The sequence below is a fragment of the Methylobacterium frigidaeris genome, from assembly GCF_022179185.1.
GTDB classification, from domain to species: Bacteria; Pseudomonadota; Alphaproteobacteria; order Rhizobiales; family Beijerinckiaceae; genus Methylobacterium; species Methylobacterium frigidaeris.
On sequence record NZ_BPQJ01000039.1, the window covers coordinates 1 to 13,718 of the forward strand.

Annotated in this window: 13 protein-coding genes and 1 pseudogene; 3 read left to right on the forward strand and 11 right to left on the reverse strand. The window is 65.4% G+C overall.

Annotated elements, in window-relative coordinates:
- The coding region (locus MFF64_RS27905) for a hypothetical protein (RefSeq protein WP_238192902.1) at positions 1 to 343 on the reverse strand (343 nt) is incomplete at its 3' end.
- A gap of 60 nt (positions 344 to 403) precedes the next feature.
- Positions 404 to 1,050 (reverse strand): annotated as a pseudogene (locus MFF64_RS27910) (IS630 family transposase); the annotation flags it as partial.
- Between the two features lie 356 nt (positions 1,051 to 1,406).
- Between MFF64_RS27910 and MFF64_RS27915 the strand changes: the two are divergent.
- Together MFF64_RS27915 and MFF64_RS38205 are read left to right on the forward strand one after the other, a co-directional pair.
- Entirely contained in the window at positions 1,407 to 2,330 is a 924-nt protein-coding gene (locus MFF64_RS27915) for a serine/threonine-protein kinase (RefSeq protein ID WP_238192903.1), read from the forward strand.
- A gap of 6 nt (positions 2,331 to 2,336) precedes the next feature.
- Positions 2,337 to 2,486, forward strand: coding sequence for a S1 domain-containing protein (locus MFF64_RS38205; protein WP_369010722.1), 150 nt, complete (start codon positions 2,337 to 2,339; stop codon positions 2,484 to 2,486).
- A gap of 124 nt (positions 2,487 to 2,610) precedes the next feature.
- Here MFF64_RS38205 and MFF64_RS27920 read toward each other — a convergent pair whose 3' ends face one another.
- Positions 2,611 to 3,558, reverse strand: a complete 948-nt coding sequence (locus tag MFF64_RS27920; RefSeq protein WP_238192904.1) for a site-specific integrase — start codon at positions 3,556 to 3,558, stop codon at positions 2,611 to 2,613.
- 513 nt (positions 3,559 to 4,071) lie between these two features.
- Here MFF64_RS27920 and MFF64_RS27925 point away from each other — a divergent pair.
- Complete coding sequence (locus tag MFF64_RS27925) at positions 4,072 to 4,344, forward strand: hypothetical protein (protein WP_133123144.1); 273 nt, start codon at positions 4,072 to 4,074, stop codon at positions 4,342 to 4,344.
- Between the two features lie 161 nt (positions 4,345 to 4,505).
- Here the strand turns inward: MFF64_RS27925 and MFF64_RS27930 are convergent, their stop codons facing one another.
- From MFF64_RS27930 to MFF64_RS27965, 8 genes are all read right to left on the reverse strand, one after another.
- Positions 4,506 to 5,276: a hemerythrin domain-containing protein gene (locus tag MFF64_RS27930; protein WP_238192905.1), complete on the reverse strand. Its 771-nt coding sequence runs from the start codon at positions 5,274 to 5,276 to the stop codon at positions 4,506 to 4,508.
- 1,291 nt (positions 5,277 to 6,567) lie between these two features.
- Complete coding sequence (locus MFF64_RS27935; protein WP_099899213.1) at positions 6,568 to 6,747, reverse strand: CsbD family protein; 180 nt, start codon at positions 6,745 to 6,747, stop codon at positions 6,568 to 6,570.
- An 80-nt stretch (positions 6,748 to 6,827) separates the two neighbouring features.
- The gene (locus MFF64_RS27940) at positions 6,828 to 7,505 is read right to left on the reverse strand and encodes a class I SAM-dependent methyltransferase (RefSeq protein ID WP_099899215.1); all 678 of its coding nucleotides are present in this window, start codon (positions 7,503 to 7,505) and stop codon (positions 6,828 to 6,830) included.
- On the reverse strand, positions 7,502 to 8,596 hold the full coding sequence (locus MFF64_RS27945; protein ID WP_099899217.1) for a glycosyltransferase: 1,095 nt from the start codon (positions 8,594 to 8,596) through the stop codon (positions 7,502 to 7,504). Before MFF64_RS27945 ends, MFF64_RS27940 begins: the two co-directional genes overlap by 4 nt.
- Complete coding sequence (locus tag MFF64_RS27950) at positions 8,593 to 9,519, reverse strand: glycosyltransferase (RefSeq protein ID WP_099899219.1); 927 nt, start codon at positions 9,517 to 9,519, stop codon at positions 8,593 to 8,595. The genes MFF64_RS27945 and MFF64_RS27950 overlap by 4 nt, the downstream gene beginning before the upstream one ends.
- A gap of 50 nt (positions 9,520 to 9,569) precedes the next feature.
- Positions 9,570 to 10,706: a glycosyltransferase gene (locus MFF64_RS27955; protein WP_099899221.1), complete on the reverse strand. Its 1,137-nt coding sequence runs from the start codon at positions 10,704 to 10,706 to the stop codon at positions 9,570 to 9,572.
- Between the two features lie 55 nt (positions 10,707 to 10,761).
- Positions 10,762 to 11,622 (reverse strand): glycosyltransferase family 2 protein, encoded by an 861-nt coding sequence (locus MFF64_RS27960; protein WP_207767859.1) that lies wholly within the window; start codon positions 11,620 to 11,622, stop codon positions 10,762 to 10,764.
- Positions 11,612 to 13,681, reverse strand: coding sequence for an HAD-IIB family hydrolase (locus MFF64_RS27965; RefSeq protein ID WP_238192906.1), 2,070 nt, complete (start codon positions 13,679 to 13,681; stop codon positions 11,612 to 11,614). The genes MFF64_RS27960 and MFF64_RS27965 overlap by 11 nt, the downstream gene beginning before the upstream one ends.
- Between the last annotated feature and the right edge of the window lie 37 nt (positions 13,682 to 13,718).

Sequence of the window (13,718 nt, forward strand, 5' to 3'; positions counted from 1 at the left end):
CCGTCGGCTCAAAGCCATACTTCAGGGCGGACCACTCCGATGGGGGCTGACCAATACCTCCCACGACTGACATGTCTCGCCGACGTGCGTTGAGATCCCGAAGGTGATCCCTCGTCGAGAAGTGCCAGTCAGTGCCCTTCCTGTTGGATATCGCGTCCAGCCGTGGGGTTTTAGCATCGAAGTCATTTATCGTGTTGCTGTGGTTCGATCGAAGCCGGCCGTGGGTATTATGTTCAGAGAGAGCCGGTGCGTGCACCAGGGCATCACCATTGCATCCAGGTTGAGTGGCCGCGGACTGGAATGCAGCCGGTCGGAAGCGGGTGGCGAAACGGTTGATGGCCATATAGCCTCGATCAACGTGTTCTTACAAAAATGGTGCTAGTGGAGCCTGCTTCGCTCCTCTGTCTGTGACGTAATCCAGGAAGCGCTGGCCGTTGGTGGCTCCCTCGAAGATGGCCGTTGCCGTCAGGCCGCTCGTGCGCAGAGCCGCCGTGACGGTGGTGGTCTTGTAGTGCCCGCACGGCATCGGCAGGCGACAGCGCTGGCCGCGCGGGGCCCAGCCGTAGCGACGCGCCATCCGGGTCGAGGCTGCGGTCTCGTCGATGAACACCAGACGGTCCGGATCGAGATCGAGCTGACCCTCGAACCACGCCTGGCGCGCCTTAGCTACGTCCGGCCGGTCCTGCTCGGCAGCGTGGAGAACCCCTTTTTGCGGGTGATGCGATGGCGAGCCAGGAAGCGCGACAGGCTGCTGGTGCTGGTGGTGACGCCCTGCCCGGCCAAGGCGTCGCGCAGTTCCGACAGCACGATGTTGCCGCGCTCCTCGCACAGGCTCAGGATCCGCGAGGCGTGAGCCTCGATGACCTGCGAGCGCTGGTCTCCGCCCATCGGCTTGGGCCGGACGTGGCCGTCCCGGAGATGGCGGGCATGCCAGCGGCTGACGCTGGCGGCGCTGACGCCGAACCGCGCGCCAGCCTGGCGGCAGGACGCACCCGCCAGGACAGCAGACACCACACGCTCACGCAGATCGACGGACAAGGGTGAGGTCATCGCCGGCTCCTTCACCCAGCCAACGCCCTACCCAACTTGGCCGTTGCAGGCCGATCGCACAGCGCTCTAAATGGGAAGCACCGAGCTCTGCTCGCCTATCGCGGTTCTAAGTACAAACTAGATGCATCCAATAAATCTGTTAAGCTCAAAGTAGATGGTCAAGGATCTCTCGGCCTTATCTATACAGGTACCGACTTCAGGGTTGTGACTCCCTCTGGCTTTGTGCACATAAACAATTTGCCAGCATCGGACGGTATGAAGCTGCCAGCTTCGTGCGTCATCGTACTTGGAAATCCTTTGTCCAAAGCACAACGAACAATGATCACCATGGATGTTTCTCATCCGGAGGTAACTCTATGAGCGAGTCTACAAAATTAATAGGACAGATGATTGCTGAGAGATACGAAGTTAAATCATTCATAAACGAAGGAGGAATGCAGGAAGTATATCTTGCGGAAGATCAGCTGCTTCGTCGTTTCGTCGCGTTAAAGGTCCCAAAAAATAAGCATGCTTTAAAACGGTTTCGCCGTAGTGCGGTAGTAAGCGCAAGAGTAAACCATTCTAATGTCGCCAAGACGTTAGGCTATATAGAAGCGCATGACCGTTCGTTCTTCATTGAAGAACACATTGAGGGTAAGGATCTAGGATTTTTATTAAAGCATAATTTTAGATCGTTTGACCCTCTGTGGGTGTGTAAGATTGTACACCGTCTTGCGAAAGGAATCGCCGCATCCCATCACGTCGGAGTTGTTCACCGCGATCTAAAACCAAGTAATATTATGAGCGTTGATGGTCCCTTCGTCAGCGAAATAAAGATCACTGACTTTGGGATAGCAAAAATGGTCGAAGACGAGCTCGGAGAAGCAATCGAGGGCGGTGACGAAAGTTTAACGGCGTCCCAGACTGCGATTGGTGCATTGCCATACATGGCTCCTGAGCTAATTCATGATATCAAGAACGCTGACAAGCCGGCCGATATTTGGTCACTTGGTGCACTTACCTATGAACTCGTAACGGGCGCCAAGCCTTTTGGTACCGGCCTCAAAGCTGTTCCCGCCATACTTGCTGCTAAGGTTCCTAGTTACAGTCAACCACAGTCTAGAAAAACCCAATTTTCGTCCGCGTTCAAAGATATTATGAATATTGTACATTCTTGTATTGTCGCCAGTCCTTCCGCACGTCCATCGGCGGATGAAGTCGTTAGTATGTGCGAATCGTTGTGTTATCCGATTGAAACTCGGGAGTTTGGAAGAATATCAAAATTCGATAACCCGTCGTAGGGATTCATTCAGGCAGATAACGGACCTGACGTTTTCTTTCATATTGACAGCTATTATGGAAATAATAGAATCAAGACGGGTGACAGAGTGTGTTTTTCGAGACATGCGGGTGGCGGAAGTGATCGTGCATTTCCCGTAATTGACACTTTGATATAAGTCTCCGATACACGCTTTTTTTAATCAAAGACGGGAGATTGGCGTCCACTTGTTATTGCTGTCTCCCGCAGACTCAATCTATTCTCTGATTCTTCAGGGGGTTAATGCCGGCCTTAAATATGAATTATGTTGATCGGGGCATATTCTGTAACTTATCGGCAATGATTTCGGGTCTCAGGTGCGTGTACCTCATCAGCATACGAGTATCCCGGTGCCCACTGATGAGGGCTACCTCAGGGATGCTCAGGCCCATCTCGAAGAACCTACTAACGGCCTCATGCCTTAGGTCGTGATAGCGGAAGTCCGGCAACGAGACACGTCCCATAGCCCGACGCCAAGCCATCTTCACAGCATCTTCCGTAGTCGGGAAAACCACCTCATCCAGGACTACCTCCGCGGGCTTCAACTCCCGTAGCAGGCTCAAGGCCCGACTCGTAAGCGGGATGGTCCGGGGATGACCGTTCTTGGCCTTCGGGATGTGCAGGGTGCGCCGAGTCCAATCGATGTCCCTCCACCGAAGTCGCAGCACCTCCCCTCGCCTCATAGCCGTCTCAAGCCCGAACTCGACCATCGGCAGCAGGTGTGGGTTACGGGATCGACGGCACGCCTCGCGCAGCATCTCCCATTCCCCCGTCTCCAACCGCCTTGAGCGTTCATCGGCCACCTTGGGTTTGGTGACGAGTGCGAACGGGTTTTCGGAAATCGGTATGTCCCACACCTTCCGGGCTACCTCGAAGGCGTGGCTGTAGAGTGCCAGTTCCCGATTTATGCTCGCTGGCTTCACGGTCTTCAGCCTGAGATCCCGGTGAGCCGCTACCTTGGCCACTGTCAGGCTGCTCAAAGGCACCTTCGCCAGTCCGTGCTTCATGAGCACCCGTATCGCCATCCCCTCCCGGACTGCTCCCCTCTTAGTCGGAGTGACGGTGTCTCTATAGCGCGCGAGGATGTCGCCTACGGTCATCCGGTCCAAGGCTTTGCGGTCAGTAGGCAGCCCCCTTCGATCCGCCTCGGTCTCGATCTGCCTCGCCCACGCTTGAGCATCTGATTTGGAGGCGAACGTCCGGGTAACCAACGGCGCTCCCTTCCTTCGGACCTGAACCTGCCAACTACCCTGACGCTTTCGAAACGATGCCATTGCTGCACTCGCTGTGACAAATTTGTGCCAAGCGTGTTCAGCGATGTTTTCTCGTCACTCAGCCTCAACCGCGGTAGCCTGCCCTAAGATGATGATTTTCAATGATTAATTGCCACCGAGGAGGAGCTGATGCACACGGTCTTCCCGCACCCGACCCTGTCGGAGATGATGCACGAGAGCGTGCTCGACGCGTATGGGCGGGTGATCCACACGTAATATCCTCGCGCCTTCGCATCGCCGTGTCGACGCGAAGGCGACTGGCGCATCAGCGCCGGCGCCCGTTCGGGTTTGCCTGGCACCTTCGAACGCGTCCGTTCGAAGGCGCGGCGGTAGAAGACGGAAGGACGCCAAAAAATCTCTTGGACCAGATGATCATCCGATCAGAGCACTCCAGTTGACCGAACGCTTGAAGCCTCGACGAGTTTGCAAGCCTGAGCATGCGCGCAGAGGATGGGTGCGGGCCGCGATTGCTTCGGCATTCACGATGGCTTCCGGCTGATCCGGACCTGTGCGGATGCGATGGGGCCGAGCCGCTATGAGCACAAGGCGATGCACGTTCTCCCTGCGATCGCACGGGACACCATCCCGAAGGATGGCGACAGGCCGTCCTTCACCGTGCTCGTGCGCAACGAAGGCAGCCTGACCAGGTATCCGGCAACGCTGACCTTCGCAGATCTTTGGATGGGAGAGGTGGACCCGCCCAGGTCCGACGGCTCTGATTAGGCTGGCAGCCCCTCGTCCGGTGCCCTGGAACCGGCCTAGCGGGAGAGCATTGGACCGGCAGTCACACCCGCCCTGCCGCCTCTCGGCCGCTCGGTCGGCGTCACATGCGGGCCGGGTCTCGTATCAGAAGGGGCAACCCGGCCCGCCACTCCGACAGCGGCCTACTTCGTGATTCGCTTCGGCGAGATGGGGTCGCTCGCCGGGAACGTCTCCTCGACAGCCTCGTCCAGCAACTGGTCCTGTCGCTTGTTCAGGTCTTCCCCAGGCGTCCGGTTTCCTGGCGCAGAGGCCGCAGCAAGATCAGCTAAGGGCTGCCCTCTGTTCACGCCGTCATCTCTACGGCTCTGGCGTCCAAGCTCCTGAGTGCCCCGAAGGAGACCAAAGCGCCACGCGAGCAGCGCCGCGCCAGCCGCAGCCAGGCCGACCGCCGCAACAAGGAAGAACTCGCTTGACCCCGCAGATGCCTGCCTGCCCCGTCCGCCAGCTCGGAGCACGTCCGACTTCGCGCGGATGAACGTCGAGGCTGCTGTAATCACCTCCTGAGGAGAGAGAAGACGACGAGCCATCGGCAAGAGTTCGTTTCTGTGCCGATGGAGATGCTGGTCCACCAGATAAGTCACGTCCTCAAAGGTGTTCAGCCACCCCTCCGAGCCCTTATTCTGGTACTTCAAAAGGCTGTCGAGCTGGGATGTAAATTGCTCATGCTCACCCGCAAGCTCATTAATCAGAGATTTCGCTTCGGCATGGGACCGTAGTGGCGCTAGAAGGCTCGCATCTATCGCAATGCCATGAGAGCGCAACTCGTCCATCAGGTCGGCTAAAAGCCGCTCTCGACTGCGTATAACGCCAGTGCCGTTTAACGCGTTAGGGATTTCACGGACGAGCTGGTTGATGTTTGCATGATCGCGTTCGATGAGGCGCCAAATATCCATGTGGTGCTATACCCTCGCTGATGCCCTCCAACACTCATCACGCTCAAGGCGTTCCCTGTCTCTCTAGCTGTTGCGATCACTGCATCGCCCTCGGCCTCCATTCTGGCCCTTCGGTATGCCATCGCACCAAGGCGGAACCGTCCGAGTTGGACGGTATTGGGCTCACGCGAGACGGCGTCATCTCGTAATCTCCTCGATTGCAGCACGCCCGCCAAGGTCCTATCCCTCAGGCGGGCGTTCTGCTGTCGGACAGTTAGCTTCCAGCTTTGTCAGGGGACGCGTCGGCCCCATTGGTTTCAGAGGTAACTATCCCATCTGGGCTGATCTTGGCGCCTGCGGGAGGCGGCCCAATACCTGTCGGGTCAGTTGCGGGCGGTATCTCGGGATCGGGCTTTTTGCCATCTTCAGGCATCGTCACCTCCGCTATGATGAACAGGGGGAGGTAGAGGCCATGTGCGTTTTGGCTACGGCGCGGGGAATACTCGCGAGGGGGTGGCCCAGGAACTCGCAAGGCTGACGGCAGACGTTGAGGTTCCTCGCAAGTAGGCCGAGGCGGTGGGCGGGCTTCACCGCGGACAGGCTCAGCCCAGCGTTTCTGCGTGACGCCGTGTCACGAGTGCCGCGTCCCCCAAAAGCGCTCGTATCGCTCCCAGTCTCGCCAAGCTTCTGGTTGACGCGCCGGCTTAGATTGCGAGCTTCCAGGCGGCCACTGGCATGGTTGTACCTTTGGCTGATTGTATGTCATTTGTTAATACGGAGTTTGAACGCCCACAATATGACAGTGCACGTTTGATGGATCGTAGGTAGGTCGATGACCACACCCACCACTCGGTGTGAGCCCCTTCTGGTGAACACCGCCAGCCCTGACGAGCAGGGTTACCTCTTGTTCGTGGACAACAAGCTGGTCGCTGTCTTGGTCCGCGTCGAGCGTGATGACGAACTTGACGGTACGCTTTGGGGACGCTGGTGCTTGGAAGCCGCGTTTGGCCCATGCCACCACGTGGGCACTTCGTTGACCTTCGCGGCGCCTGAGGAGGCTCTTGAGTGGGCTGCCGCGTGTGTCGAAGCCCACCAGCGGGGTCAACTTCCAATCCTAAAGGCCGCATAAGCGCCTGTGAACGCTGGTCGAGCTTTGATGGGAGAATGCAACTAATGGATGGCAATAACTGTTCGGTTGGTTGGTTAAAATTCATCATCTAACAAGGGTGTCGATATGATGTCATAAATTATGCTGTTCATGAAATTCCCTCTCACGACTCGCAATCTGGCGCGAGAGGGATTTTTGATCTAACTATTTGCCCTTCAAGGCGTCCTTGATGCCGCCTACGGCATTCTGGACCTTGCCCTTCACCTGATCGGCGATGCCCTCTTTCTTCAGCTTCTCATCGCCGGCCAGGTTGCCAGCACCTTCTTTGACCTTGCCACCCAGGTTCGTGGCGGAGCCCTCAACGCGGTCCTTATCGACGGCCATGGCGCGCTCCCGTTTCGTCTGCTCCCCGTGTGGGGGCCTCAAGCAAACGAGAGCATGACCAGATGCGTTCCGGCGGGTGGTCACCCCGCCGAACCCGGCTTGAGGAACTTGGCCTTGCCCTTGAACGACCAGGGTCCCTCGAGCCCGCGTTCCGCGCAGAACGCATCGACGGCGCGGCCGACGCCGGGAAACTGACCCCCGAGGCGGTCGTAATCGTCGGCGATGAACAGCCCGCCGGGGCGCAGGACGGGCCACCACGCCCGGAGGTCGGCCGCCACCGAGGCCTCCTCGTGCCCGGCATCGAGGTGGATCACGTCGGCGGTGACGCCGCGCAGGCGCATCAGCTCGGCGGCGTTCACCGAGTCGAGCGGAAGCGGCACGATCCGGTCGGCCATGCCCTCGCGCAGGACGTTGGCCAGGAAGGTGCGGTAGAGGCTCGGATAGCCGTTCTCGACGACGAGTTCCGCGAACAAAGCCGGATCCGCCCAGTGATCGACGGCGCCGAGCCAGGTATCGACCGCGATCACCGTGCCGGGAACGCCGCTCGTGGCCATCGTCCGGGCGAGATGGAGCGCGCTCGCGCCCTTCCAGGTGCCGATCTCGACGACCACGCCGGGGCGCCACTCCTGCACCGCCTCGTCGAGGTAGGGATGGACGCTGCGCCAGCCCTGGAGGTCGAGGGGGCGTAAGGTCTCCGGCGGGTTCGCGAAGGGGTCGCGGCCGTGCCACAGCGCGTCGATGATCGTCTGGCGGGTCATGGTGCGGCTCGCGGTGCGGGTGACGGGGGGAGCGCGGCGCCGGCACGGGCCTCGGCATAGAGGGCCTCGCAGCGGTCGAGCCAGCGGTCGCGGGTGAACAGGCGCAGAACCCGCTCGCGCGGGACCCGGCGCGGGATGGCGAGCGCCGCCGGGATCGCATCCGCCAGGGCCGCGTCGTCCTCGGACGGGACGAGGCAGCCGGCCTCGCCGACGACCTCCTGGGCCGCGCCCCGGGTGAAGCCGGCGACCGGCAGGCCGCAGGCCATCGCCTCGATCGCCGAGAGGCCGAACGGCTCGTCCCAGCACGGGGTGAACAGGAACACCGAGGCGCGGCCGAGCTCGGCGGCGAGCGCCGGCCCGGGCAGGTGGCCGCCGTAGCGGATCGGTCCGCCGAGCTGCGGGACGATCGCGCGCTCCCAGTAATCCGGTTCCTCGACCGGGCCGAACAGGGTCAGGGGCAGGCCGGCGCGCCGCGCTGCCGCGATCGCGAGGTGCGCGCCCTTCACGCGTGCGACGCGTCCACTCCACGCGGCGGAGCCGTCGCCTCGCTCGGCATAGGGCCACGCGGCGGGATCGATGCCGTTATGCAGGACGGAGGCCTCGCGCGGGGCGCCCTCCGGCCACCAGGCCCGGAGATGCGCGGCCGAGGTCGCGGTGAGGCGGTGGGTCGGCGCGGGGCTGTCGTGGACGAACCAGCGCAGGGCGTCGTAGGGCGGCGCGTGCAGCGAGGTGACGGTGGGGACCGACCGCGTGCGTCGCCGCTCCAGCGGCAGCCGGCTCAAGGAGTTGTTGTGCAGGACGTCGAAGCCCCCGGCGGCGATCCGGTCGCAGGCGGCCGCGTAGGCCGCGTCGACATGGGCCTTGAGGCCGGGGTCGCCCCGGTGCTCGAGGCCCGGGAAGCGCTTCTCGTGGTGGACCGGGCTCACCGGATCGAGGGAGAAGCGCGGGTCGCTGTCGCCGGAGGCGAACAGCACGACCTCGTGGCCGCGCGCGGTCAGCCCCTCGGCGAGGTGCCAGCAACAGGCCTCCAGGCCGCCCGCGAAGGGCGGCGCGATCGGGTGGCGCAGATGAGCGAGGAGCGCGATCCTCACGCTGGCACCGAGACGGGGACGGGCTGTTCGCGGGCCTCGATGGCGCGGATCACGGACGCGGAATTGGTGTAGGGCTGGTGGCCCTGCTGGCCGGTGAGCGCGAGGTCGTCGGCATCCGGGCGGCGCAGGATGCGGATCGGCCGGTCCGGCGTGTCGTCGATCAGCCCCATCACCCGGAAGGCGTGGAGCCAGTGCCCCATGGTGCGGTAGCCCCACTTGGCCTCGAACAATTCCGCGTTGCGCACCACGCTGTCGAGGTGGTGGACCGGCGGCATGTGGTGCGGGTGGTACTGGTGATAGGCGAGCCCGCCCTTCATCCAGGCGATCGGCAGGCCACGCTGGTCGAGCGCCTTGCCGAAATCGGTGTCCTCGCCGCCATAGCCGGTATAGCGCTCGTCGAAGCCGCCGGCGGCGAGGAAGGTGGCGCGCCGGATCGCGAAGTTGAGCGACCAGAAGCAGCGGTAGTCGTGGCAGATCTCGAGGCCGGAGGCCGGAGGGCCGCGGCGGTCCGAGTGCTTTTCCGCGACCCTGGCCAGACCCTCGTAGGTCCAGTCCCCGGCCGCGGCGTGCTCGGGCAGGTGCAGCACCTCGCCCATCAGCAGGCCGTCGAGGGTGGCGAGGCCCTGCGCGTAATCGGCGACGAGGTCGGGCGCCGGGATGCAGTCGACGTCGAGGAAGACGATCGCGTCGCCGGTCGCGGCCGCGACGCCGCGGTTGCGCGCGGCGGCGAGCGGCAGCGCCTCGCCCGGCACCCGGATCTGGCGCACCGGGAACGCGGCTTGCGGAAGATCGTAGAGATCGTCCTGCATCACCGCGACGATGAACTCGGCGGGTTTGTGCGTCTGGCGCACCAGGCCGCGCAGGACGTTCGCCAGGTGGGCCGGGCGGCCCTTCGCCAGGGTCACGACGGAGACGGTGGACATGCGGGCTCTCGGCTCCGGCAAGTGGGACGGAAGGCGGGAATGCGGTGAGTTCAGCCGGCCGCGACGACGCGCAGGGGGCCGAGCGCGGCCGCGTCCTGCCAGAGCTCGTCGGTCAGGCCTTCGAGCCAGCCGGCGGCGCGGGCGGCGGCGTCCGGCGCGTAGAGGCTCCGCAGGGCGGCCCCGTCGAGGGCGCGGGCGCGGGCCAGGAGGTCGCGCCAGCCCTGGAGGTCGCCGGGCCAGACCGGCGCCTGGACCGCGGCGCCGAGGCGCACCAGGGCCTCGGCCTTGCGGGTCTGCTCGCCGAAATAGCGCCATTCCGGCATCACGATCAGGCGGCCGCCGACCCGGGCGACCTCGTGCACGGTGTTGTCGCCGGCCGAGGCGACCACGATGTCGGCCGCCGCCAGGTACTCGGTGACCGAGGGCACCCAGCCGAGCTCGCGCAGGTTGGAGAAGTCGGTCTCGTGGCCCTCGCGGTGGGTCGGCCCGAGGGTCAGCCACAGGGCGTCGGGCGCCGCGCGGGCGGCGACCGTGAGCGGCGCGTAGGGCGTGCCGCTGCCCCCGCCGCCGGTGACCGCCACGACGATCTCGCGCTCCGGGTCGAGGCCGAGCCGCGCCCGCGCCTCCTCCCGGTCCGGCACCCGGTTGACGCTGGTGCACAGGCCGCCGCTGTAGAAGGTCTTGGCGCGGAGATGCGCGGGGTAGTCATCCTGTTCGAGGCTGGCGTCGAACGGCGCCAGCATCCCGACGCAGGCCTCGTAGGACCCGACATGGCCGATATCCTGGCGGTCGCCGTGCATCCGGATCTGCACCGCCGGCACGCTGGCGATGCGCGAGAGCAGCGCGATCTCCGCCGAGACGTCGACGACGAAGAGGCCGATGCCGCGCTCGTCGAGGTGGTCGAGGATCTGGCGCATCGTCCGGCGCATCTCGGCGAGCCCGAGGGGGACGCAATGCATCACCTGCGGCGTCGGCTCGGCGTAGAGGCGCGGGGTCGGCACGGCGGCGCCGATCATGTTCGGCAGAGCCACGATCTCGACGTCGCGGGTGAAGCCGTCGAACAGGTGGGGGCCCGCGGTCAGCACCGAGACCGGGCGGTCGCGGGCGAACTCCGCCGCCACCGCCATCGTGCGGTTGGCGTGGCCGCGGCCCTGATGGTGGACGAAGAACGCGATCGGCTTCTTCATGGTCACTCGGCAAGTCACTCGGCAAGTCGCTCGGCAAGTCAGGAGAATCGGCAAGTCAGGAGAACAGGGCGTCGGGCCGCAGGGCGGCGGCGATCTCAGGTTCCGTCGGGTGGCGCAGCAGGCGGATCGCCTCCGCCCCCTCGTCCCAGGCGATCAGGCCGGCGTCGCGGAACTGGCCGAGCCAGTAGGTCATGCACCAGCGCCCGTGCCGGGCCCGGAAGCGCGCCGCGTTGGCGAGAATCGGCGCGAAGTGCTGGAGAGGCGGCACGTGGACCGGATGGTGCTGGTGATAGGCCCGCGCCCCGGCGACCCAGAAGGTCGGCAGGCCGCCCGCCTTAAGGCGGGCGGCGAGGTCGGTCTCCTCGCCGCCATAGCCGGCATAGGCCTCGTCCATGCCGCCGACCGCGCCCCAGGCCCGCGCGGCCAAGGCGAAGGACAGACCCCAGAGCTGGCCGGAATCGGGCTCCGGCCGGAGCCCGGTCTCCGGCACTGGGGGCCGGGCCGGGTGGGTGCGGCCGAGCCGGTCGAGATCCGCGTCGTCGAGCGGGGCGAGGCCGGGCGGCAGGTACAGGACCTCGCCGAGGAACAGGCCGTCGGTCTGCGATGCGGCTCGCGCATAGGCCGCGACGAGACCGGTGCCCGGGATGCAGTCGACGTCGAGGAAGACCAGGAGGTCGCCGGAGGCCGCCTCCGCCGCCCGGTTGCGGGCAGCGGCGAGCGGCATCGGCTCGCCCGGCACGTGCAGGTGGCGGACCGGGCAGCCGGGATCGGGCAGGTCGGGGGCCGTCGCTGCTTGCATCCACGCGATCACCAGTTCGCGCGGGCGCACGGTCTGGCGGGCGAGGCCGCGCATCAGGTTGCGCAGCCGGTCGGCCCGGCCGCGCACCAGGGTGAGCACGCTGGAGTCAGCCGGCATGAGACTCGGCAGGTTGGGCGAGCGCCCGGCGGAAATGCGCCACGCCCTCGATGATGCCGCGAGCATGCGAAGCCCGGGCGACGTAGGAATGCTGGAGCGCCGCGTGGCCGGCGAGGTCGTCGGAGTAGTTCGCCACGATGATCGCCTGGGCGCGGGCGCGCAGCATCTCGATGTCGTTGCCCGAATCCCCCGCCACGAACACCGCCCGCTCTGGCAGGCGGTAGAGGGCGCGGACGTGATCGACGGCGGTGCCCTTCGAGGCCCGCTCCGGCAGGACATCGAGGTAGCGGCCGTGGCTGTGGATCACCGAGGCGCGCAGGCCGGCGCGAGCGAGGCGGGCGCGGACCCGCTGGGCGGCCGCCACGTCGCCGAAATAGCTCAGCTTGAACGCCCGCTGCTCCAGCGGGCCCTGGGGTACGAGCCCATCGAGGCCGGCGAGCGCGGCGCGGAGACGCTCCCGCTCCCAGCCGGCGCAGACCGTCTCGCGCCAGGCGGCATCCGCCGTGTAGGTCACGCCGTTGGCGTCGAGGTGGTAGATCTCGGAGCCGACCGAGGTGATCATCACCTGCGGCCGCGGACTGTCCTGCTGTTCCAGCACCGCCATCGCGCTGTGGAACGAGCGCCCGGTCGCGACCCCGAAGGCCAGCGAGGCCTGCCGGCTGCGCCAGCGCCGGAAGGTGCCGAGAGCCGCCTCGCAGCCGACGAGCGTGTTGTCGATGTCGCAGATGAGGAGCTGGCGCGGCGCCCGCAAGGGCGGCACGGGTGAGTGCAGCGCCCGCAGCAACGCGTGGTAGCGCACGGCGTGCCGGTCCCAGTCATAGGCCGCCGCCGCCCGCGCGCCGCCGGCGACGCAGGCCGCGTAGAAGGCCGGGTCGTCCAGGATGCGCGTACAGGCCGCCGCGATGGCGTCGGGGTCGCGCGGATCGACCAGGAGCCCGTTGCCGCAGGTCTCGACGATGTCGTTGGGACCACCGCTGTCAGTGGCGACGAGGGGCAGGCCGGCGGCGGAGGCCTCGAGCAGGGTCAGGCCGAAGGGCTCGTTCAAGGCCGGATTGACGAACAGGCCGCCGCGCTCCCGGGCATGGGCGTAGAGCGCCGGCACGTCCTCGGGCCGGTGGGTCTTCGGATAGGCGATGCGGCCGTAGAGGTCGTAGCGGTCGATGAGTACCAGGAGGTCGCGCATCGTGCCGGCCATGTCGCCGTCGAGCGCGTCGATATCCTGGCGGCTGCCGGCGACGATGACGAGGTTCGCCCGCGCCTGGAGGCCCGTGCTCTCGCCGTAGGCCCGGACCAGGGAAGCGAGGTTCTTGCGCGCTACCGGGCGGGCGAGCGCGAGCAGCACCGGTTTGCCGGGATCGTGCAGGAAGCGTGCGATCGTGGCGTCGACCCGCGGATCGGGCCGGCTGTCGGCGAAGCGGGCGAGGTCGCTGCCCGGCGGCAGAACGCGGACCCGGCCCGGATCGTAGGCGGCGTAGCCGGCATACTGCACCTCCGCCTCGTCGCGGGAGGAGGCGATGACGAGGCTCGCGCGGGCGAGCGCCCGCTCCTCGGTGACGATCCGGCGGGCGAGCTCGGGACGGTCCGCGGCTCCCTCGCCCAGCATCGACGCCTTGACCCGGCCGAGGGAATGGGCGGTGAACACGAACGGGAGCCCGAGCCTCTCCTCCACGATCGCCGCCACCGCGGCGGCATCGGCGTAATGGGCGTGGATCAGGTCGGGAGCCCGGCCTTGCTGAGTCATCCAGGCGATCAGGCTCTCGGCGAAGCTCGCGACCTCCGCGTGCATCTCCTCCTTGGTGCGGTAGCCCGGGGACGCGCTCGCCAATCGGACGAGCGCGATCTTGTCGCCGAGATGCTCTTCGGGCACGGCGTAATCGGGCCCGGGCGGGCCGTCGAACCGGCGCGTCGCCACCACGATCCGGTCGATCCCGGGGTCCTGCGCCGAGGCGGCGACGAGGTCGAGCAGGTAGCGGATATGACCGCCGGTATCGGCGGTGAGCCCGTACACCACGTCCCGCCCGCGCAGGCAGCCCTGCAGGGCGATGTGAAGAACGAACATCAGGACGCTGCCGCAGCGGACGGGTCCGAAGGACAGG

Excerpts from the sequence above, each read along its gene's own strand:
- MFF64_RS27925 (WP_133123144.1), top strand. The coding sequence starts at position 4,072 with ATGGGTGCGGGCCGCGATTGCTTCGGCATTCACGATGGCTTCCGGCTG.
- MFF64_RS27965 (WP_238192906.1), bottom strand. The coding sequence starts at position 13,681 with ATGTTCGTTCTTCACATCGCCCTGCAGGGCTGCCTGCGCGGGCGGGAC.
- MFF64_RS27940 (WP_099899215.1), bottom strand. The coding sequence starts at position 7,505 with ATGACCCGCCAGACGATCATCGACGCGCTGTGGCACGGCCGCGACCCC.
- MFF64_RS27960 (WP_207767859.1), bottom strand. The coding sequence starts at position 11,622 with ATGCCGGCTGACTCCAGCGTGCTCACCCTGGTGCGCGGCCGGGCCGAC.
- MFF64_RS27915 (WP_238192903.1), top strand. The coding sequence starts at position 1,407 with ATGAGCGAGTCTACAAAATTAATAGGACAGATGATTGCTGAGAGATAC.
- MFF64_RS27950 (WP_099899219.1), bottom strand. The coding sequence starts at position 9,519 with ATGTCCACCGTCTCCGTCGTGACCCTGGCGAAGGGCCGCCCGGCCCAC.
- MFF64_RS27935 (WP_099899213.1), bottom strand. The coding sequence starts at position 6,747 with ATGGCCGTCGATAAGGACCGCGTTGAGGGCTCCGCCACGAACCTGGGT.
- MFF64_RS27930 (WP_238192905.1), bottom strand. The coding sequence starts at position 5,276 with ATGGATATTTGGCGCCTCATCGAACGCGATCATGCAAACATCAACCAG.
- MFF64_RS27955 (WP_099899221.1), bottom strand. The coding sequence starts at position 10,706 with ATGAAGAAGCCGATCGCGTTCTTCGTCCACCATCAGGGCCGCGGCCAC.